General features: G+C 49.2%; 14 protein-coding genes and 3 pseudogenes. 9 read left to right on the forward strand and 8 right to left on the reverse strand.

Annotated elements, in window-relative coordinates; genetic code table 11:
- Positions 1-195: 195 nt before the first annotated feature.
- A pseudogene (locus tag KQP84_RS13390) lies at positions 196-1,220 on the forward strand (MFS transporter); the annotation flags it as partial.
- 201 nt (positions 1,221-1,421) lie between these two features.
- A pseudogene (locus tag KQP84_RS13395) lies at positions 1,422-2,767 on the forward strand (enolase C-terminal domain-like protein).
- Positions 2,768-2,826: 59 nt separating this feature from the next.
- On the opposite strand, the gene KQP84_RS13400 reads toward KQP84_RS13395, so the two are convergent.
- Positions 2,827-3,525 carry a CTP synthase C-terminal region-related (seleno)protein gene (locus KQP84_RS13400; protein WP_215846901.1) on the reverse strand — a complete coding sequence of 233 codons (699 nt, stop codon included), beginning with the start codon at positions 3,523-3,525 and terminating at the stop codon, positions 2,827-2,829.
- Between the two features lie 872 nt (positions 3,526-4,397).
- Here KQP84_RS13400 and dtpA point away from each other — a divergent pair.
- A pseudogene (dtpA, locus tag KQP84_RS13405) lies at positions 4,398-5,893 on the forward strand (dipeptide/tripeptide permease DtpA).
- Between the two features lie 139 nt (positions 5,894-6,032).
- Entirely contained in the window at positions 6,033-6,638 is a 606-nt protein-coding gene (gene gstA / locus KQP84_RS13410) for a glutathione transferase GstA (RefSeq protein ID WP_215848285.1), read from the forward strand.
- A 31-nt stretch (positions 6,639-6,669) separates the two neighbouring features.
- Here gstA and pdxY read toward each other — a convergent pair whose 3' ends face one another.
- The 4 genes from pdxY to KQP84_RS13430 all read right to left on the reverse strand — a co-directional run bounded on the left by pdxY (position 6,670) and on the right by KQP84_RS13430 (position 9,988).
- Positions 6,670-7,530, reverse strand: a complete 861-nt coding sequence (pdxY, locus tag KQP84_RS13415) for a pyridoxal kinase PdxY (protein WP_215846902.1) — start codon at positions 7,528-7,530, stop codon at positions 6,670-6,672.
- 54 nt (positions 7,531-7,584) lie between these two features.
- Positions 7,585-8,859, reverse strand: a complete 1,275-nt coding sequence (tyrS, locus tag KQP84_RS13420) for a tyrosine--tRNA ligase (protein WP_215846903.1) — start codon at positions 8,857-8,859, stop codon at positions 7,585-7,587.
- A 139-nt stretch (positions 8,860-8,998) separates the two neighbouring features.
- A complete protein-coding gene (gene pdxH, locus KQP84_RS13425; protein WP_215846904.1) occupies positions 8,999-9,655 on the reverse strand; it encodes a pyridoxamine 5'-phosphate oxidase in 657 nt (218 codons plus the stop codon).
- 18 nt (positions 9,656-9,673) lie between these two features.
- Positions 9,674-9,988: an MliC family protein gene (locus KQP84_RS13430; RefSeq protein ID WP_215846905.1), complete on the reverse strand. Its 315-nt coding sequence runs from the start codon at positions 9,986-9,988 to the stop codon at positions 9,674-9,676.
- A 315-nt stretch (positions 9,989-10,303) separates the two neighbouring features.
- Between KQP84_RS13430 and KQP84_RS13435 the strand changes: the two genes are divergently transcribed.
- From KQP84_RS13435 to KQP84_RS13450, 4 genes are all read left to right on the forward strand, one after another.
- On the forward strand, positions 10,304-11,554 hold the full coding sequence (locus KQP84_RS13435) for a mechanosensitive ion channel family protein (protein ID WP_215848286.1): 1,251 nt from the start codon (positions 10,304-10,306) through the stop codon (positions 11,552-11,554).
- A 449-nt stretch (positions 11,555-12,003) separates the two neighbouring features.
- Positions 12,004-12,255: a hypothetical protein gene (locus tag KQP84_RS13440; protein WP_215846906.1), complete on the forward strand. Its 252-nt coding sequence runs from the start codon at positions 12,004-12,006 to the stop codon at positions 12,253-12,255.
- Between the two features lie 2,014 nt (positions 12,256-14,269).
- On the forward strand, positions 14,270-14,503 hold the full coding sequence (locus KQP84_RS13445; protein WP_215846907.1) for a YgdI/YgdR family lipoprotein: 234 nt from the start codon (positions 14,270-14,272) through the stop codon (positions 14,501-14,503).
- A 15-nt stretch (positions 14,504-14,518) separates the two neighbouring features.
- Positions 14,519-14,746: a YgdI/YgdR family lipoprotein gene (locus KQP84_RS13450; protein WP_215846908.1), complete on the forward strand. Its 228-nt coding sequence runs from the start codon at positions 14,519-14,521 to the stop codon at positions 14,744-14,746.
- 862 nt (positions 14,747-15,608) lie between these two features.
- Here KQP84_RS13450 and KQP84_RS13455 read toward each other — a convergent pair.
- Together KQP84_RS13455 and KQP84_RS13460 are read right to left on the reverse strand one after the other, a co-directional pair.
- Positions 15,609-15,887: a hypothetical protein gene (locus KQP84_RS13455; RefSeq protein ID WP_215846909.1), complete on the reverse strand. Its 279-nt coding sequence runs from the start codon at positions 15,885-15,887 to the stop codon at positions 15,609-15,611.
- A 275-nt stretch (positions 15,888-16,162) separates the two neighbouring features.
- Positions 16,163-17,359, reverse strand: a complete 1,197-nt coding sequence (locus tag KQP84_RS13460) for an MFS transporter (protein WP_252515278.1) — start codon at positions 17,357-17,359, stop codon at positions 16,163-16,165.
- Between the two features lie 205 nt (positions 17,360-17,564).
- On the opposite strand from KQP84_RS13460, the gene KQP84_RS13465 reads away from it, so the two are divergent.
- The gene (locus tag KQP84_RS13465) at positions 17,565-18,488 is read left to right on the forward strand and encodes a LysR family transcriptional regulator (protein WP_215846910.1); all 924 of its coding nucleotides are present in this window, start codon (positions 17,565-17,567) and stop codon (positions 18,486-18,488) included.
- Between the two features lie 8 nt (positions 18,489-18,496).
- On the opposite strand, the gene hchA is transcribed toward KQP84_RS13465, so the two are convergent.
- Positions 18,497-19,348: a glyoxalase III HchA gene (hchA, locus tag KQP84_RS13470; RefSeq protein ID WP_215848288.1), complete on the reverse strand. Its 852-nt coding sequence runs from the start codon at positions 19,346-19,348 to the stop codon at positions 18,497-18,499.
- Positions 19,349-19,397 lie beyond the last annotated feature (49 nt).

Raw genomic sequence — 19,397 nt, forward strand, 5'->3', positions numbered from 1 at the left:
AGCCCAGGCCGAACGCCCAGTTTGGCTTGGGCCGATGCCTATAGAGCCTGTTTTTTCAGCCACCTACACTGCTCTCTCTAATTTCGTCGTCAATGAGGAAGAGAGATGGATACCGCTGTATCAACTCAGCACGATGCCTTGATCGCCTCCGCCATCAAAAAATTCTTTACCCGAATTATCCCGATGTTGGCGGTAATGCTGATCATCAATCAAATCGACCGCTCCAATATCGGCTTTATCAAAGCTGAACTGCAAACGGACGCCGGAATCAGCGCCGCTGCCTTTGGCTTGGGCGCGGGCCTGTTCTTTATCGGTTATGCGCTGTTCGAAGTGCCCAGCAATATCATGATGAAACGCTTCGGTGCGCGAGTTTGGCTGACACGCATCATGATTACCTGGGGACTGGTGGTGGTGCTGACCGGCTTTGTCACGTCGCCAGTGCAGTTTTACGCGCTGCGTTTTTACTCGGCGTGGCAGAAGCGGGCTTTTTTCCTGGCGTGCTGTTCTATTTTCGTCAATGGGTGCCCAACGCCTGGCGTGGACGCGCGACGGCCATGGTGCTGAGCGCCACCGCTGGGGCGTTTCTGTTCTCGGGGCCGCTGACCGGTTCCATCCTGATGATGCATGACATTTTGGGCATTGCCGGTTGGAAATGGGTGATGTTCCTGGAAGGCGGCGGCTCGATTCTGGTCGGGATCGTTGCGGCAGGCGTGCTGGTTTCAAAACCCATGGATGCACGCTGGCTGAGTGAGGAAGAGAAACGCGCGCTGGCTCAACAGCTTCATAACGAAGATGTTGAGCGTGACCAACTCAACCGTGAGCCAGGCAAGATGTCGCTGTTGCGCAATCGCAGCCTGCTGTTTTTCTGCGTGATCTTTTTCACCATGACCATGACCGGCTATACGTTGGTGTTCTGGCTACCACAGATTATTCAGCGTATTCAGGGCTTCAGTAGCTTTGGCATTGGTCTGCTGACCGCCGTTCCCTGGCTCTGCGCGATTATCGCCATCAACCTGTTGAGTGGTTTTTCCGATCGCCATCGCAATAAGCTGGATAAAGCGCTGGGAATGGCCATGTTGGTCGCGGCCTGCGGCACTTTTATGGCGACGTTGGGTTCACCCTGGTTTGGTTTCGTTGCCATGATCGTGGCGTGTATCGGGTCAAAAGTCAGTGCCACTTTCTTCTGGCCAATGCCGCAAGGTGAGCTTCCTGCTTCTATTGTCGCGCCAGGCATTGCGCTGGTGAACTCGATAGGTAATCTCGGCGGCTTTTTCGCCCCAACCGTTTTTGGCTATCTCGAAATGAAAACCGGTTCAACAACCGGCGGCCTGTATGCGCTGACCAGCGTGTCAATTATCACCGGTTTGTGGTTGTTGCTGCGCCGTAAACCTTCCCCGCCTTCCCTCAACTGGAGAAAGATCATGTCAGACAGTCCAGTCATTAAAAGCATGCGCGTCATTCCGGTCGCCGGATACGACAGTATGTTGCTGAATATCGGCGGCGCGCATAACTGTTATTTCACCCGCATTCTGGTGATGTTGACGGATTCAGCAGGACGCACCGGCGTGGGGAAAGTCCTTGTCACGCCTCAACGCTGGCATTACTGGAACGCTTTAGGTCGCAGATTGAAGGCAGCGATCTGTTGCGCCTCAATGCGACCATCGGCACGCTGTTTGCCAGTGATGCGCGGGTACAGCAAAGTGCGCACACTGATGAGATTCATATTCCCCAGATGAATCCCGAAAAGTTTTACAATGCTGCTGCTGCGATAGAAGCCGCGCTACTTGACCTGTTGGGTCAACATCTCAATTTACCGGTTGCCGATCTGCTGGCCAGCGGTAAGCAGCGCGATCGCATTCCGATACTGGGTTATCTCTTCTATATTGCTGACCGCAAACTGACCACAATGAATTATCAAACCGGCGATCAGCAGGGAGATGAGTGGTTTTGGTTGCGTCATCAGGCCGCAATGAGCAGCGAGGCCGTCGTCAGGTTGGCTGAAGCGGCGACCGAACGTTACGGATTCTGCGATTTCAAACTCAAAGGTGGCGTACATCACGCTGAACAGGAAGTGGAAACGGTTGAAGCGCTGTTAGCCCGTTTTCCGCAGGCGCGCGTGACGGTCGACCCTAACGCCAGCTGGTCCCTGGATGAGGCCATTCGATTCGGTAAGCAGCTTGCCGGACGCATTCCTTATCTGGAAGACCCTTGTGGTGCCGAGCAGGGTTATTCGGGACGTGAAACGCTGGCGGAATTCAAGCGCGCCACCGGCGTGCGCGTTGCCACCAATATGATCGCCAACGACTGGCGTCAGTTGCAACATGCCTTGCAGCTTAATGCGATTGATATCCCGCTGGCCGATCCGCATTTCTGGACGATGCGTAATGCTCATACGGTGGCGCAACTGTGCAATGAATGGGGCTTGATTACCGGTTGTCACTCCAATAATCATTTTGACGTTTCGCTGGCAATGGTGGCGCATTTAGGGGCTGCTGCACCGGGCGATCGCATTACGGCCTTTGATACACACTGGATTTGGCAGGATGGTCAACAGCTTACTCATGAAGCGCCTCAGATTCGCGATGGGCATCTGGAATTGCCGCCTGGACCAGGACTTGGCATTACGCTCAACATGCAGCGCGTAGAAGAAGCCCATGCGCTTTATCAATCACTGCCAGATAAAAACCGCAACGATGCGCTGGGCATGCAGTTTCTGATCGATAACTGGACGTTTAATGCCAAACGCCCTGCACTTTTGCGTGGCTGAACTCGCTTCATTGGATAGGTAAACAGTAAGCCTGTGAGATTTCACAGGCTATTTCTGGCTTAACGTTGCGCCAGTGCAGCCTGCATCCAGGCCATCACCAACGGCGAATCTTTTTCCTGCAACGCAGCACGCTCCGACTGAAACAGCGTTGCCACAAAGAATGGATGATCAATCAGTTCAATGCCGCGCACATCACCCGCTAAATCCCAGGAAGTAATACGCAGATTATGGTCCGCCAGCGCCGCGCTGAATTCTGGGTTTACGCCAAAATTGCAGTGATAACCCTCTTCGCTTTTCAACGCGCCATACGCTTTAGCGATACGCGAGTCAGCTGTAAAGATCACTTCACCGCGCTGTTCTACCAGCGAGCAGCTTAATGGCGCAATGACCATTCTGCCGCCTTGATCCGTTTCAGCATGGTTTGCATCCTGCCAGCCCAGCACATTGCGGGCATATTCAATTATCGCGTACTGAAAACCGCCGCATGACCCCAGGAAGGGTTTGTGGTTTTCGCGTAACCAGCGAAGTGTGGCGAATACGCCTGTATCATTTTTATAGGGGCTTCCTGGCACCACCCAAACTGCATCGCTCTGCTTGATCACGCCCAGATCACCGAGCGTTTCGGTGGGTATCCAGTTTGCTTCAACAGCGATGTTCAACTGGGCGGCAGCGCGATCAATGGCGAGCGGAATAGCCTGGTGGGCAACAGCGTTTGCACGGTAATCACCAACCAAAGATAAGCGTAAAGCAGAAGACATGATGAGATCCTTCAGGGGAAATGACGAGGTTAGCGGAGTGTTAAGTTGTTGTCGAGAATGGCGTTGATGCGTGACATCAATGTGTTCAGTCGGAGATGAGGTGATACGTAAAGCCGCCGTAAATACCGCCTTGTAGGCTCGTCCGCCGCATCCTTGTGGTGGACGCTTTACGGCACAGCCCTTATCTCCTCCTTGGTTTAGAAGGCACCTGCTTTTGCAACAGAAGCGATAATGAGCCTACGAATGAAAAGTGAACGTTGGGAAAGCGTGCGTTACGCCAGGTCAATACAGGATTGGGCGTTCACCCGACACGTTTCGCTTTATGGCCTCACAAGAGGGCACTTAACAAACCGATAAGGGCGAAAAATTTTGGCGCGCAAATTTCAGCCACGCAAACGTTTACTTCTTTTTCTTCCTGAATTAAATCATCTGTTTGTGCGCAAGATCGTCATTCGCTCACTTATGCGTCAATCCCGCGCGTTGAGCGTACGCAATTTAGCCAAAAAGACCCTATAAGCCCTATTTGCTCGGCAATTATGCTGCATAAATAACCTTCAGCAACGTATATAACCAGATAACACGCCAACAGCAGCTAATGCTATTTTTATCATCTCACCACCTCGCGCCCATGCTTTTTATACTGGTATAATTCATCTACTCGAAATTTAAATCCGATTAAGGGTTTTTTATAAGGATTTTAACCCTACCTTAACAAGGTATTACAGTGGTTAGAAAATTCTTGCCCTGCTGAGCTTAATCAGACAAATTAGGCGCCGCCTTTCCCTTCTAATAACAATCTTGCGCATGAAATGTTCACATGACGCAGACTTAATTCCTGTCACGAAGCAGGGTATGAAAAAACTGAGGTACTCGTGTCAACTGCAAACAAACACACTGATGAGGCTGTCAGCCTTAACGCGTTTAAACAGCCAAAGGCGTTCTACTTAATCTTCTCAATCGAGTTGTGGGAACGTTTCGGTTTTTACGGCCTGCAGGCCATCATGGCGGTCTATCTGGTAAAACAACTGGGTATGTCCGAATCCGATTCCATCACTCTGTTCTCCTCTTTCAGCGCACTGGTTTACGGCCTGGTGGCGATTGGCGGCTGGCTGGGCGATAAAGTGCTAGGCACCAAACGCGTGATCGTTTTAGGTGTCATGGTGTTGGCGCTGGGTTATGCGCTGGTGGCGTTTTCTGGCCACAACGTGAGCATCGTTTATATCGGTATGGCGACGATCGCCGTCGGTAGCGGTCTGTTCAAAGCGAACCCCTCTTCACTGCTTTCGACCTGCTACCAGAAGGATGATCCGCGTATTGATGGTGCTTTCACCATGTTCTATATGTCGATCAACATCGGTTCGCTGTTCTCGATGATGCTGACACCGTGGCTGGCAGCGAAATATGGCTATAACGTGGCGTTCTCGCTGTCGGTTATCGGCCTGGTGATTACCCTGTTCAACTTCCTGTTCTGCAAACGTATGGTGAAAGATTACGGTTCTAAACCGGACTTCGCCCCGCTGAACATCGGGAAACTGTTGATGACGTTAGTCGGTGTGGTGCTGCTGGTTGCACTGGCCAACTGGATGCTGCATCACCAGTCGATTGCGCGTTTAGTGCTGGCGGTCATCGCTTTGGGTATCGTGCTGGTCTTCGCTAAAGAAGCGTTTTCTCTGCACGGTCTCGCGCGTCGTAAAATGATCGTGGCCTTTCTGCTGATGGTTGAAGCGATTGTGTTCTTTGTGCTGTACATGCAGATGCCAACGTCACTGAACTTTTTGCTATCCGCAACGTTGAACACAGCATTCTCGGCATTACCTTTGCCCCCGAGCAGTTCCAGGCGCTGAACCCGTTCTGGATCATGCTGGCCAGCCCGATTCTGGCTGCGGTTTACAACAAACTGGGCGATAAACTGCCCATGCCGCATAAATTTGCGATTGGTATGGTGCTGTGTTCCGCTGCATTCCTGGTGCTGCCGGTCGGTGCGAAGTTTGCCAGTGATGCCGGTATTGTCTCGGTAAACTGGTTGATTCTGAGCTACGGATTGCAAAGTATCGGTGAGCTGATGATTTCAGGCCTGGGCCTGGCGATGGTGGCACAGCTGGTGCCGCAGCGCTTGATGGGATTCATCATGGGTTCATGGTTCCTGACCACCGCAGGTGCCGCCGTTATCGCCGGTAAAGTGGCGAATTTGATGGCCGTGCCAGAGAACGTAACCGATCCGCTGATCTCGCTCGTGACTTACAGCAAGGTATTCCAGGAAATTGGTATTGCTACCGCGGTCATCGCGCTGCTGATGCTGATTACTGCGCCATTGCTGAACCGTATGACGCAAGATCCGCAGCAAAAAATGCAGAAAGCCGAAGCGTAAGACTTCAGTTTTCACTCAGCCGGGCTATGCCCGGCTTTTTTGTTTTTGTCCTACGGGTAATTCCCTGATCCTCATCACTGGCAATTCCGCGTTGACGATTTATTATGCAAAGATCCCATCGCAACCTGGAGTCAACATGATGAAACTCTATTGCAAGGCAGGTGCCTGCTCGCTCTCACCGCACATCGTAATGCGTGAATGCGGGCACGACTTTACGCAGGTGAATGTCGATTTGGCGAAGAAAATAACCGAGCGCAGTGAAGATTACTGGCAGATCAACCCTAAAGGACAGGTTCCCGCGCTGGAGCTTAATGATGGCACGGTGCTGACGGAAGGCGTGGCGATTGTGCAGTATCTGGCTGATTTGAAGCCCGATCGCCATCTTCTGGCACCCGTTGGCAGCCTGACACGCTATCACACTCTGGAATGGCTAAGCTTCATTAGCAGCGAACTGCACAAGCGATTTAGCCCGTTATTCAGCTCGACGACACCCGAAGAGTATAAAGCGCTGCTACGCGCGCAGCTGGAGAATAAATTCAGTTACGTCGATGACGCGTTGCGGGAGAAGCAGTGGCTAATGGGGCTGCGTTTTAGCGTGGCAGACGCTTATCTGTTTGTCGTCACGCGATGGGCCCATGCGATTAAATTAGACTTGTCTCACCTGGATGCACTGGAAAGCTGGTTTAGTCGCGTGAAGGAACGTCCAGCGGTACAGGCGGCGCTGAAGGCGGAAGGGTTAGAGTAGAGACAAGGGCCGACAAGTCGGCCCTTTTGCGTTATAACTTCTCGGCAGCAAAGTGCTGCGTAGGTTGCGCAATCGCATCCTGCGCGGCGACCAGTTGCAGTTCATACTCGCCCATTTCATGGGTTTTCAGCATCACTTCATATACCGCTGCCGTGACGTGCTCTAGTGCATCTTGCAGTGACTTGCCGTGCAGTAAATCGACCAGCAACAGGCCGCTGGTTAAATCACCGACGCCAACCGGCTGGCGAACACCAAAATCCACCAGCGGGCGGCTGATGTGCCAGGCTTCATCGGCAGTAACCAGCAGCATTTCAAAGCGATCGCTACGACGTCCGGCACGCGCCAAATGTTTAATCAGCACCACTTTCGGCCCTTGGGTAATCAGCTGACGTGCTGCGTCCACGGCGGTTTCCACGCTGGTGACAGTGCGCTCGCTGAGCATTTCCAGCTCAAGCAAGTTCGGCGCAATGATATCGCTGGCGGGTAAAGCCATCTTGCAGTGAAATTCCGCCACGCCAGGCGCAACGATGCAGCCTTTTTCGGGATGTCCCATGACTGGATCGCAGAAATACCATGCATCCGGGTTGGCTGCTTTCACCTGACGCACGATCTCAAGGATCTGCTCGCCCTGCTCGGCTGAACCGAGATATCCGCTCAATACCGCATTGCAGGTTTTGAGGCGATCGATATCCGCAATGCCTTTAACGATATCCGTCAAGTGCGTCGCCGGCATTACCGTGCCGGTCCAGTGACCGTATTGCGTATGGTTGGAGAATTGAACCGTGTTTAATGGCCAAACGTTTGCGCCCATGCGGCGCATCGGAAATTCCGCTGCCGCATTCCCGGCATGACCAAAAACAACGTGTGACTGGATTGCGAGAATATTTTTCATTTTACCCTGTACTGCCCTTGCCATAAAAAAGGGCCGAAAGTCGGCCCTGAAAGCTTACTGCCAGTTGATCAGGCAGTAATGTTTTTTACCGCGACGCAGCAGTGTGTAGCGGTTAAACAGTTTGTCAGTATCACTGAAGCGATATTCGGCGTCAGACTGTTTTTCACCGTTGAGTGCCACGGCATTGGAACCAATCATGGTACGAGCCTGGCCGCGTGATGGCACCAGCTCCGCTTTCACCAGCGCCTGTTGCAGATCGTCCTCAGCGCCCAGCGAAATGGTTGGCATGCCATCCTGCGCCAGCTGCTCGAAATCTGCCTCAGTCATGTCGTTGACCGAGCCAGAGAAGAGACTTGCGGTGATGCGTTTAGCGGCGGCTAAGCCCTCTTCACCGTGTACCAGACGCGTGACCTGTTCAGCCAATACGTATTGCGCACGCGGCGCGGTACCACTGTTTTTGTCCTCTTCTTCCAGCGCATTGATTTCGTCGATGCTTAAGAAGGTGAAGAATTTCAGGAAACGGTAGACGTCAGAGTCTGCGGTGTTGATCCAGAACTGATAGAACTTGTATGGGCTGGTTTTCTTGGCATCGAGCCAGACCGCGCCGCCTTCAGTTTTACCAAATTTGGTGCCATCCGATTTGGTGATCAGCGGAACGGTTAAACCAAACACCTGGTTTTGATGCAGACGACGCGTTAAATCGATACCCGAAGTGATATTGCCCCACTGATCGGAACCGCCGATTTGCAAAGAAACGCCGTGCAGTTCGTTCAGGCAGGCAAAATCGTAGCCCTGCAACAGGTTGTAAGAGAATTCGGTGAACGAGATACCTTGATCGTCACGGTTTAAACGCTGCTTCACCGCTTCTTTATTGATCATCTGGTTCACAGAGAAGTGCTTACCGATGTCACGCAGGAAAGTCAGCACGTTCATGCTGCCAAACCAGTCGTAATTGTTGGCCGCGATTGCACTGTTACTGCCGCAATCAAAGTCGAGGAACGGCGCGACTTGCTTACGGATTTTCTCAACCCATTCACCTACGGTGTCGCTGGTATTGAGTTTACGCTCTGCGGCTTTAAAGCTCGGATCGCCAATCAGGCCGGTAGCACCACCGACCAGCGCAACCGGCTTATGTCCGGCATCCTGAAAACGCTTCAGGCAGAGCAGCGGTACCAGATGGCCCAAGTGCAAGCTGTCAGCAGTGGGGTCAAAGCCGCAATAGAGCGAAATTGGCCCTTGCGCCAGTTTCTCTACTAACGCGTCTTCATCCGTCACCTGGGCGATCAAGCCCCTCTCCTGCAATTGTTGTATCAGGTTACTGCTGGTCATCACTGACTCCAAATTGATCAGACTGCACCTAGGCTGGTACACAGCTTTCCGCTGAGTTGCGGAATCAAAAAAACGAGGGCTATAGCATAAAGCGCTGGCGACTTCTGTGCCAGCGTTGAAAGGCGAGAAAGGTACAGTTTTAAGGCGCGAGTCGGTCGATTTTCCAGCCATCGCTTTCACGTTGATAGATGAAGCGATCGTGAAGACGATGTTCACCGCCCTGCCAGAACTCAACGGTATGAAATTTCACCCGATATCCGCCCCAAAAACTCGGTAAGGGCACTTCCCCTTGCTGGAATTTTTGCTTGAGCTCAAGGAATTTTCCTTCCAACACGCCACGCGCAGAGATGCGGCTCGACTGTTTCGACACCCATGCACCAATTTGGCTGTCTCGCGGCCGGCTGTGGAAGTATTTCAGCACCTCGAGCGGTGACAGTTTTTCGACTTCACCCAGCACCATTACCTGACGCTCAAGAAAGTGCCACGGAAAATGCAGCGCAATGCGCGGATTGTTGGCTAACTGCAGCGCTTTACGGCTGCCAAGATTGGTATAGAAAACCATGCCTTGTGCATCATAATGTTTGAGCAACACGATGCGTTGGTAAGGTTGTCCATTTTCATCCACCGTCGCGACAGTCATGGCGGTAGGATCGGGCAACTGGGCTTCGCAGGCTTGCTTCAGCCAGTTTTCGAACAGAACCAGCGGATCGTCGGGCAGATCCTTACGGCGTAATCCGCCGCGGGTGTACTCACGACGCAGATGGGAAATAGTTTGAAAAGATGCGCTGTCGCTCATGATGATGACTCTTTCAAATTAATTGGCAGGTTGCAGCTCACAATCGTTGACGACAATCTTATCATTACGCTCGATAAATGCGCCGTTGCCCTTTGACCAGAAAACATAATTATCGTCGCTGTAACGCGTGCCAGAGGCAGACTGAGTCTGCTTCAACGTGAGCGGCTTGCCATCCATAATAAAGCTGACTTGCTGTTGCGCATTATCCAGCGTGACAGTCAGTGGCAGCGTTCCGCAACGATAATGCAGCGTTTTTGGCTGCTCGGGCTGCGTGTGCATCAAACTGCACCCTGACAAAACCAGCACAGCGCCAACGGTTAATCCTTTCAACATGGTGGGATCTCCTGAGCAAATGGTGACAACATTATAAGAAGGAATAGATGTTAAGTAAGTCAGAATCCACGCTAATCACCGTCGTAGTGAGGTAACGAAACGTTACTCGCGCTGTTTTAGGCTCATGCGATGGGGCATGACTGTTGCCGTGGCTTTACAGGCGGAGGTGCTCATCGCCTCAAATGAGTGAATAAAGGCCCCGCCAAACTGTCAGTACCTCCCAGCAACGCCTGTTCATTTTGCGCATTCCCCGCATACACTTTCCTGCCTGAATATGTTTGAATTCGCCCTAACATTTTTAGGCATATGGTTATGATGAGTTACATTAAGGATTTAACGAATTTCATTGAGGGCAATGCGTTTCTTTCCGCCACCTTCAGCATTATTTTATTAATTTTGACAGGTATGATTGCGCACCTGATCTGTAAGTTCTTTGTGGTTAAAGTGGTGAGAAAAGTCTTTTTTAGCAGCCATAAAAAAGATGTCCCCCTCGATAAAGATGTCAGAATTTCAGAGAAACTCTCGAATTTTATCCCTGTCATTACCGTCTATTATTTTCTGCAATTTATGCCGGAACTTCCCGAGCATTTACTTATTGCTATCAAAACCATTTGCGGCATTTTGTTCTTTATTTATCTTTCACTGTTTTTTACCGAAGTGCTGGAGATCGTTAATAACTCTTATTCGAAAAAGTCGAAACGCAAAAATCACTCGATTAAGGGCTACATCCAGATAGGAAAAATACTGGTTCATATCCTCTCCGCGATCATGATTCTGGCGATTATGTCTAATAAGTCGCCAGCGATTATTATTTCCAGTTTGGGTGCTGTAGCCGCCGTCTTGATGCTGATCTTTCAGCACACTTTGCTGTCACTGGTGGCAAATATTCAGGTTTCCTCCAATGATGTGCTGCAGCTCGGTGACTGGATTGAAATGCCTGAAAACAGTATCAGCGGCGAAGTGATTGATATCGCCCTGCACACCATCACTATACGTAACTGGGACAATACGATTTCCCGCATTCCGACTAAAAACTTTTTGACGGAAATCTATACCAACTGGCAGGCGATGTTCTCCTCCGGCGCGCGGCGCATCATGCGAAGCTTCTATTTGGATCAGCGATCGGTGACTTTCGTGAATCAGGAGATGCTTCAATCGATGAGCCAAATACGTGCGGTCAGTGAGCCGCTTTCGGTGCTGCTTGATGGTCGTGATATCACGGCCGTTGGCGACCGCTGGTTTTTGGAAAATGGCATTACCAACCTCACTGTTTTCCGCAAATATCTCACCGCCTATCTTTCTCAACGTGATGATATTAATAAAGAGATGTATATCGTGGTGCGTGCGCTAAAGCCTTCACCCGATGGTTTACCGATCGAAGTTTACTGCTTCACCTCCTCCACCTTGTGGATCGATTACGAGAATACGCAAGCAGAGATATTCGAATACATCTATGCCATTGTCGGCTACTTCGATTTGCGGCTCTATCAGCACCCGGCAGGCACTGATTTCTCACGCCTCTCACAGCAGGCTCCGGCAATCAATGCGCGTGATAACCACATTTGATACAGAACGGCCTGAGTCGTAGCAGGAGGGCATCAGCGATCACGATGATTTATTCATACCTTCGGCTGGGCTGCCGATACTCTCCTCAGCGTATGGGGAGAATTCAAAATGAGAAATTATGGCGCAGCCTTGGCCGCGATAGGTCTGTTTGCCTGGTTTACCTTGCACTTAGCGTGTTTTCGCCGAGCACAAGAGACGGGTTTCAATCCGCTGCTCACCCTCTTACTTTTATTACCGGGTTTTTATTTCATCCTGCTCGGTGTGAATGCTTTAAAGCGCATGAACACCCCGCCCAGCAAATAGCGTCGATAAGCCTACACACCAGGTTTACTTAACCCGCAAGCGTAATAAAGCCCGCCAACGTGCGGACAGGTCACTTTAGTGCGACACTGCGCTTGCCTGCCGGGGAGTCGCTTGACTATTCTGTCTGTTTTAACAGTGGAGGTAATATGTCAGACGAAGATCGCATCAAGAACCTTGAAGACACGGTGCATCAACTGAGAATCGAAACCCACGTATTAAGAGAAATTATGGGGCAGCAGATCGCCCTCAATAATCTTAACTACAAAGGCAAATTCGATGACGTGCTTGAAGCCTTGGCCAAAGAGTATGCAGGTCGCGGCCTGGATGAAGGTGATAACAGAGACATTCACGACGCTGTTCGTCAGTACATTAAATATGAACCGCCTTCAATGGATTGACAGTGCATCTCAGGCCACGTTTCAGGTGGCCTGCCTTTTCCTTAAATTTTGTCGTTCGGCATCACGCTAGCGTCTCTTTCCCGCCTTTTATTTATCGTCATTATAAATTTTTAACCTCTGAATCAGTTTTACACAGCGCTTTATTTTTCCTTGGCTGTTGAAAAATATTTAGCACAGTGCCTTTTAAAGATAATTCTTAGTAACCGATTTCAGGCTTAGCAAGTCACTGTAATAAATAAAATTAACCAAAAGATACTTTTTAATTGCATGATTAATAGCTCTATTTTTTAAAAAAGGTCCCTACATCTTTTTTAACGTTGTCTATATTCAAATGGCTCTGTGACGAAATCCGCTCCGGTCGCAGAGCATGTACTAACTCCTACCCTTTAGCCCCCAAATCAGGGGCTTTTTTAATCACTTCTTTAAACACTATTTTTATTGCAACAATAAGATTGAACACCTTAATTAACCTCAAGACCGGCTGCCCTTACAAAGCGTTGTGGCTATCTCTCTAACTCACGTTACTGAAGATTATTTTATGCTTCCCGCGCGACCCTATCCTTAATCAGCTTGTGGCTAAAAGAGGGTGTTATAAACAGCCCTTTCATGACACCTCAGACCACACAATTTGCACCGGATAAAATTGTACAAGCCTACTCTTTTTGTATAACGTCATGCGGTGGCATTCAGCCACGCGTAACGAACGATGCATTGCATCGCCTCTGTAGGTGTTATGGATTTCCACCTCCAGAGGCTTTTTTTCTGTCATCTTTTTTGAATAGACCTTTTTCCTGACGGTATCAAAGCGTTATTGAGTCTTCCCTTTCCTGATTTTACACCCCTGATTACACGTTCTTGGTTTCAAGTTCCAGGTTTTAATTTCCCAGATTTATTGCAAACAGCTTATTTCTGCGTCTCAGTGTCATTACCTCATCGCTCTGATTGCCAAAATTAGAATGACGCCAGTAATTTTATAAAACACCTTTCTCTTTTTTCTGTAACCCTGACGCTGATAAGAGCCGAAAGCGTCACGTAAACTGTTAAGAAATCATTAATTTCTCTTTGCTTTTGTTAGTTTTTATTTCAATTAAAACGACACTTAAACTCCAAATTTCACAACCTATTGAATACAATACTTATCCCAAAAATTAGTCAGCTAACCTTTAGATGGAAAACCTTTTTTCCAAAGATCAGCCCTCTAGATCGATTAGCGCAGTATGTTACAGTGAGGAAACTCTTTGAGTCATGCCTTCACCAGGGAAATGATTTAAGAGAGATTCTAAGTTCGACAATTTCTTATATTTTCCTCTCAAAAGAGAGGATTTTTTGGAAAAAACACGCGCTTTTAAACACCTTACTGATCACTGAAAATGGATATTCGTTACCTCTGCCGTTTTTATTAACGGGCTATGCAGAAGTAAAGAGGTCTCTTTTACTATCCTGCTCCAACTTAAAACGCCTGCCTGTAAAACGTATTCAACTTCGACAGCCTCAGAGAAATGTAAATTTTTTTGACGTATTGGCTGTCAGCTTCTTCACTGTAGAGGTCAGGTATTCATCAGGAGAAATAACAATGACTGAGCTATTACATATTCTTTCTGTTAGCGCGATTGTGGCAGGTATTTATTTAATCGACTGAACGGCTACTTAACAGCATAGCAGCCCTGCTCAGCATTAATGCAACGCAAAATTTCCGAAGAATAGCGTGAAATTGACGTAAGCAGAGCAATCAGTCATTTATTGTTGGCAATAGTCGATTTGAACAACAAAATAGTTGCAGTAAAAATAGCATAAAATTCAAATGTAAATTTAATGTTTAATTGTGAACACCACGTGCTTATAAAAACGCCGTTACTTTTGCAATAAATGCTTTTAACAAGACTCTATATAGCCAGGATTATTCTATCTTTCTGATTTTGTTGCTTAATTATTATCCAGCCACTTAATTCAAAGCGGAAATTTTTCAAATATTGTCTACGCTATTAAGGTCTGTTTTTAATTCAAGGAGATGAAAATGAATATGAAATCCCTTTCAACTGTTGCTTTATTGGTCATTTCTTTAGGTACGCTTGCTGGATGTGCTGCCAACCAATCAATTAAGACCACAGATGGACGCACAATCGTGACTGACGGCAAACCTCAGATCGATAACGATACCGGTTTAGTCTCTTACAAGGATGCACAGACTGGCAAAGAAGAGCAGATCAACCGCAATCAGATAAGCAATATGAGTGAACTTGATAACTAATATAAGGTGACTGATATGAAAAAATTCCTGATTTTACCGCTGGCAGCAGTATTGGGTATGGCTGCATTGACGGGCTGCACCAGCACAAGTTATGCCATTCATACCAATGATGGCCGCACGATCATCAGTGACGGCAAACCTGCAGAATCAGATGCAGGTTTGCTGGCTTACACCGACGCTAACGGTGTTAAACAGCAGATTAATAAAACCGATGTAAAATCGGTTTCAGAAGTACCGAAGTAAGTATGGAATCGATTCCCCCAGCCGCCTCAGGGCGGCTTTTTCTTTGTGACGTTACAGCAATGATGAACTTTTTTACTCATTCCCTGTATTTTTTTACGATTACGCTATGATTTAAGCGCGACAGGCGATCTCTCGCTCACGGAAAACCGGTCTGTAGATTACGCTTTGCCAGAAGATAAGTGGCATCTGGCTCCGAAGCGGGTGAAACACAATTGATTGTTACGCGCCCCAACAGCAAACCATTTACGTCAACTTCACAGTTAAGTGACTTGTTACTCAGAGGCCCTCATGAATACAGTATCCAATGCATCCATGGTGTCATCGGCATTGACCTTACTGCTTTCGCTAACGAAAAAAATTTCGGATAAGCGAGTGGAAGTATTCAGCGGATATCCTGCCAATTGCAGTACCTGGCTGACTATTTATCATCGTCGGAAATCAGACAGCTGGTCTTTTGAATGGTATGACAAAAGTGGATGCAGGCGCCCTGCTGCCTTAGGGGACGTTTCTGTTTGCTTGATGCGTGAGGTCACTGACAGAGGCGCATCCGATGCGGAGCATATGTATGCGCGCAGATTGCTAGAGAAAACCGGGTTTTATGACGCCTGATAGGCGCAGGTTCAAGTCGATTTTTGATCCTGCCCTTGTCAATTCAGAGCAGGAACTACGTCGTCAAAAGCGTCCGTGAATAAAGACCAACCTGTCCGACTTGCTTTCCTGATGAAGCCCTGTACAGAGAAACAGGCTGTTAGCGCTCTGTTTTATCTGCAAGGGCTGATTTATTTATTCGGCCAGCTTAATGCTTTATGCTGTTTACAGTAAAAAAGGATTATTACATCTCATCGAAATAGGCTGGCGAATATTATTTAATGGAAAAATCAATTTCACCTTCATGAAACCTATCGCGTTGTTGTTTCCTGTTCTCACTGTTTATCTTTATCAACCACAAACTAAACTGCTTAATAAGCTGATTCGCCTCAGCTTCGTCTGCAGCAGAAGTAATAAACAGTTTGCCTTTCGCATTACTTGTTTGGTCAGTTACGTATATTTCATAATCTGAACCATATTGGCTACTGATGACTGCTGAGAAATGAAGTGTGGACCAAAGCTCAATCCTGGTTTGAAACTGCTTAAAGTTCATTACATCTACCTGGTTCTATTATCATTACGCCCAAACGCAACCGATCTGGTCGGGCCAGGTAAATAATAGTGTAATCACTCGTCGCAGCAGTGATAAAAAAGCTTTTTTCAACCTCATCTAACGCATTGATTCGACGCTTCAGCAGAACAGTTGCTGCCTGCTTTCATTGGCCTGGCCGCACTGTGTCAGCCAGACCCGCCGCCATCAATGTGTCAGATGAAACTTTTCATTACGCCGACCTTATTGATCGATAAACAATCAGGCCAGCGCCTGCTTCACAAATCTATTTTTTCACTGCGTGCTGTCAGCCAAGTGATAAACGCCGCCAGCAGCAACAGCGCGGCGCTCAGGGCAAAGGTGCTTTGATAACCGTGATGATCAAACATCAGGCCACCGGCGGTTGAACCGAGCGCAATGGAAAGTTGCACCACCGCGACCATCAATCCACCTCCCGCTTCGGCATCGTTTGGCAGGGTTCGTGCCAGCCATGTCCACCAGCCAACAGGAGCTGCAGTGGCGACTAATCCCCACAGCGCCAGCAACACCATTACCAGCCCGGTTTGATGACCAAAGTCAATCAGCGTAACCGCGATGATCGCCATCGCGACTGGAATCACAATTAAGGTGAGATAGAAGTTTGCCCGGAGAAACAGGCCAATCAGTAAAGTTCCTATAAATCCTGATGCACCTATCGCCAGTAACGTCAGAGATAAGGTGGAGACATCAACCTGCGTGATGTTTTCGAGGAAGGGACGCAAATAAGTGAAGAGCGCAAATTGCCCCATAAAAAACAGGCCGCAGCCGAGCAGCCCGCTAACCACTAAGCGGCGAGACAGCAGGGAGATCACCCCGCCACGCTTTTGCTGCGCTTTATCCATGGCCAAGGTCGGTAAACTGATCCATTGCCAGATAAAAGCAACTAAAGAGACGGGGATCAGGCAAAGAAATGCGCCTCGCCAGCCCATCATCGCGCCGAGATAGCTGCCTAAGGGTGCAGCGATAACCGTTGCCAGCGCATTACCGCTGTTAAAAATTGCCAGTGCTCGCGGCACGCTGGCGCTGGGTACCAGACGAAGAGCAGTAGCCGCCGACAGTGACCAGAAACCGCCGATGGCTATACCGATCAACGCCCTGCCCGTCATGTAGATAACGTAGCTGTTTGCTAAAGCGATTACCGCGCTTGAGGCCATCATCAATGCCGTCATAGCCAGAAGCAGCTGTTTGCGATCCAGGCTGCCGGCAACGGATGAAATCAGCAAACTGGTCAACACCGCCAGCGCACCGGAAATCGAGATTCCCTGTCCCGCCAGCCCTTCGCTGATGTGAAGATCCTGAGCAATAGGACTCAGCAAACTGACTGGCATAAATTCTGATGCCACCAGCGCAAAGACACACAATGTCATCGCCAATACACCGCTCCAGCAGGCCGTTTCCTCAACCTCTTTTTTTACCACCTGTATCTGATCAGTCATAACTTTCCTCGGGCGCCATTAATGCGCAGGTAAATTTCAGGCAAGCCGAAGCCTTTGCGTGTACCAAAAGGAATACGCAGAAATTTTTAAAATGCATGGGGATAAAAGGTGTCGTTAAAATTCTACAGAAGTCGCACAGCAGGACAAGCTAATGAATGCTTACTGAGGTTATAAGTGACATTTATAAATGACAGGGGTGATCGGCATGATCAAACGTAATCTCAATGACCTGCTTTCCTTCGTTACCGTGGCACGTGAAGGCAGTTTTACCCGCGCGGCAGCCCATTTGGGCGTGACTCAGCCCGCGCTGAGCCAGGCGATTACTTCTCTGGAAAACCGTTTGCAGATTCGCCTGTTAACGCGTACCACGCGCAGCGTATCGCCCACCGTTGCTGGAGAGCGCTTATTGCTGGCGATTGGGCATCGATTCGATGAAATCGAGACGGAACTGGAGATTCTTACTGAACTCAGAGAAAAACCGGCCGGCACAGTGCGCATTACCAGTGGTGATCATATTTTACGTACCACGCTGTTACCGAAACTCACGCCTCTGATGCATCAATATCCGGATATAAAAATTGAGTTCAACGTGAATTATGGTTTCACCGACATTGTCGCGGAAAGATTTGATGCGGGCGTGCGTCTTGGCGATACCATCGATAAAGATATGATTGCTGTACCGATTGGGCCGCAACTGCGAATGGCGGTTGCGGCCTCGCCTGCCTATTTCTCACAGAACTCGCCTCCCCTTACGCCGCGTGATCTTATGCAGCACAGTTGTATCAATGTGCGGATGGTAAGCGGCAGGGGACTTTACGTTTGGGACTTCGAACATCAGGGTAAGCAGGTGAACGTTCGGGTTGATGGGCAAGTGATTTTCAACACCTCTCTGCATGTGGTGGATGCCGCGTTGGCGGGGCACGGCATTGCCTGGCTGCCTGAAGAGGAGTTTTCGCCTTATCTTAGCGAAGGTAAATTGGTGCGGGTGCTTGAAGAGTGGTGTCCCCCTTTTGCTGGCTATTACCTCTATTACCCCAGCCGTCGCCAGCCGTCGCCCGCGTTTTCACTGGTGGTTGATGCGCTGCGCGTTAAAGGCGCGTCAATGCGCATTGCTGGCAGCGAAGCGTAATGCCAGCGTCATTCAACATGCGCTTTTAACAACGTCTCTGCCGCAAGTTTACCTAACGCGTTAGCGGCAAACGGACTATCCCCGGTGAGTACTTTGCGGTCTTTATGCACCGTGCCTTTTATGTCGTCGTTTATGAGTTTAAGACCCAGCGCTTCCAGTTTTTCACCAAAATACCAGGTCAGATGTCCAGGCATGTAACCGATATCCGGCGTTTGCTTGTCAATAGCATCAGGGAAAGCAGCGATGGCGTAACCCTGCAATGGGTTATCCCCTTTATCCAGAGAGATAAACGCCGCAGGCCCATGGCAAATTGAAATCAGATGGCGGTCGTTTGCCAGCGTCCAGCGGATAGCGTCAGCAACTGCCTGGCTTTCAGGCAGACCAATCAAAGCGCCATGTCCACCCGGAATAAATATCCCCGCATAGTCTGAGTGAGGATTGAGTGCCTTAACCACTTCGCTCAACTTCAGAGGCGAACGAAACAGCGGCAAGCTACGGTTAAGAAATCCCACTACGGCTTCATCCTGTTCTGGCATGGCCCAAAACTCAAACTTGACCATTTGCCCTGAGAGGGTAGCAACGTCAAAGTTAAAACCCGCCTGATGCAGGTGATACAAGGGAAGCAGCGTTTCAACCGGATGGTTCCCGGTTGAAAAGAGCGTATCGTTTTCAAGCGGCAGATACCGCTCATCGGTGCAGATCACCAGAATTTTTTTATTGCCTGCGTAAGGCTTTTCGTACTCGGTGTCGTTGAGGTCAGATTTAGGCTGCGTAAACTGGCTGAGCGAATACGCTGAAGGAAAATAGGCGTTGTGTTCCGCTTTATCGGGCGTGGGTAATTTGCTGAGTTCGGCTGACATCATTTTATCTCCATGCTAGTTACGGTTAAGCATAGAACATCGCAGCCGT

The organism is Candidatus Pantoea bituminis, assembly GCF_018842675.1.
Lineage (GTDB): Bacteria > Pseudomonadota > Gammaproteobacteria > Enterobacterales > Enterobacteriaceae > Pantoea > Pantoea phytostimulans.

Coding starts and splice junctions, on each gene's coding strand:
- KQP84_RS13400 (WP_215846901.1), bottom strand. CDS start 3,525: ATGTCTTCTGCTTTACGCTTATCTTTGGTTGGTGATTACCGTGCAAAC.
- gstA (WP_215848285.1), top strand. CDS start 6,033: ATGAAACTCTATTGCAAGGCAGGTGCCTGCTCGCTCTCACCGCACATC.
- pdxY (WP_215846902.1), bottom strand. CDS start 7,530: ATGAAAAATATTCTCGCAATCCAGTCACACGTTGTTTTTGGTCATGCC.
- tyrS (WP_215846903.1), bottom strand. CDS start 8,859: ATGACCAGCAGTAACCTGATACAACAATTGCAGGAGAGGGGCTTGATC.
- pdxH (WP_215846904.1), bottom strand. CDS start 9,655: ATGAGCGACAGCGCATCTTTTCAAACTATTTCCCATCTGCGTCGTGAG.
- KQP84_RS13430 (WP_215846905.1), bottom strand. CDS start 9,988: ATGTTGAAAGGATTAACCGTTGGCGCTGTGCTGGTTTTGTCAGGGTGC.
- KQP84_RS13435 (WP_215848286.1), top strand. CDS start 10,304: ATGAGTTACATTAAGGATTTAACGAATTTCATTGAGGGCAATGCGTTT.
- KQP84_RS13440 (WP_215846906.1), top strand. CDS start 12,004: ATGTCAGACGAAGATCGCATCAAGAACCTTGAAGACACGGTGCATCAA.
- KQP84_RS13445 (WP_215846907.1), top strand. CDS start 14,270: ATGAATATGAAATCCCTTTCAACTGTTGCTTTATTGGTCATTTCTTTA.
- KQP84_RS13450 (WP_215846908.1), top strand. CDS start 14,519: ATGAAAAAATTCCTGATTTTACCGCTGGCAGCAGTATTGGGTATGGCT.
- KQP84_RS13455 (WP_215846909.1), bottom strand. CDS start 15,887: ATGAACTTTAAGCAGTTTCAAACCAGGATTGAGCTTTGGTCCACACTT.
- KQP84_RS13460 (WP_252515278.1), bottom strand. CDS start 17,359: ATGACTGATCAGATACAGGTGGTAAAAAAAGAGGTTGAGGAAACGGCC.
- KQP84_RS13465 (WP_215846910.1), top strand. CDS start 17,565: ATGATCAAACGTAATCTCAATGACCTGCTTTCCTTCGTTACCGTGGCA.
- hchA (WP_215848288.1), bottom strand. CDS start 19,348: ATGTCAGCCGAACTCAGCAAATTACCCACGCCCGATAAAGCGGAACAC.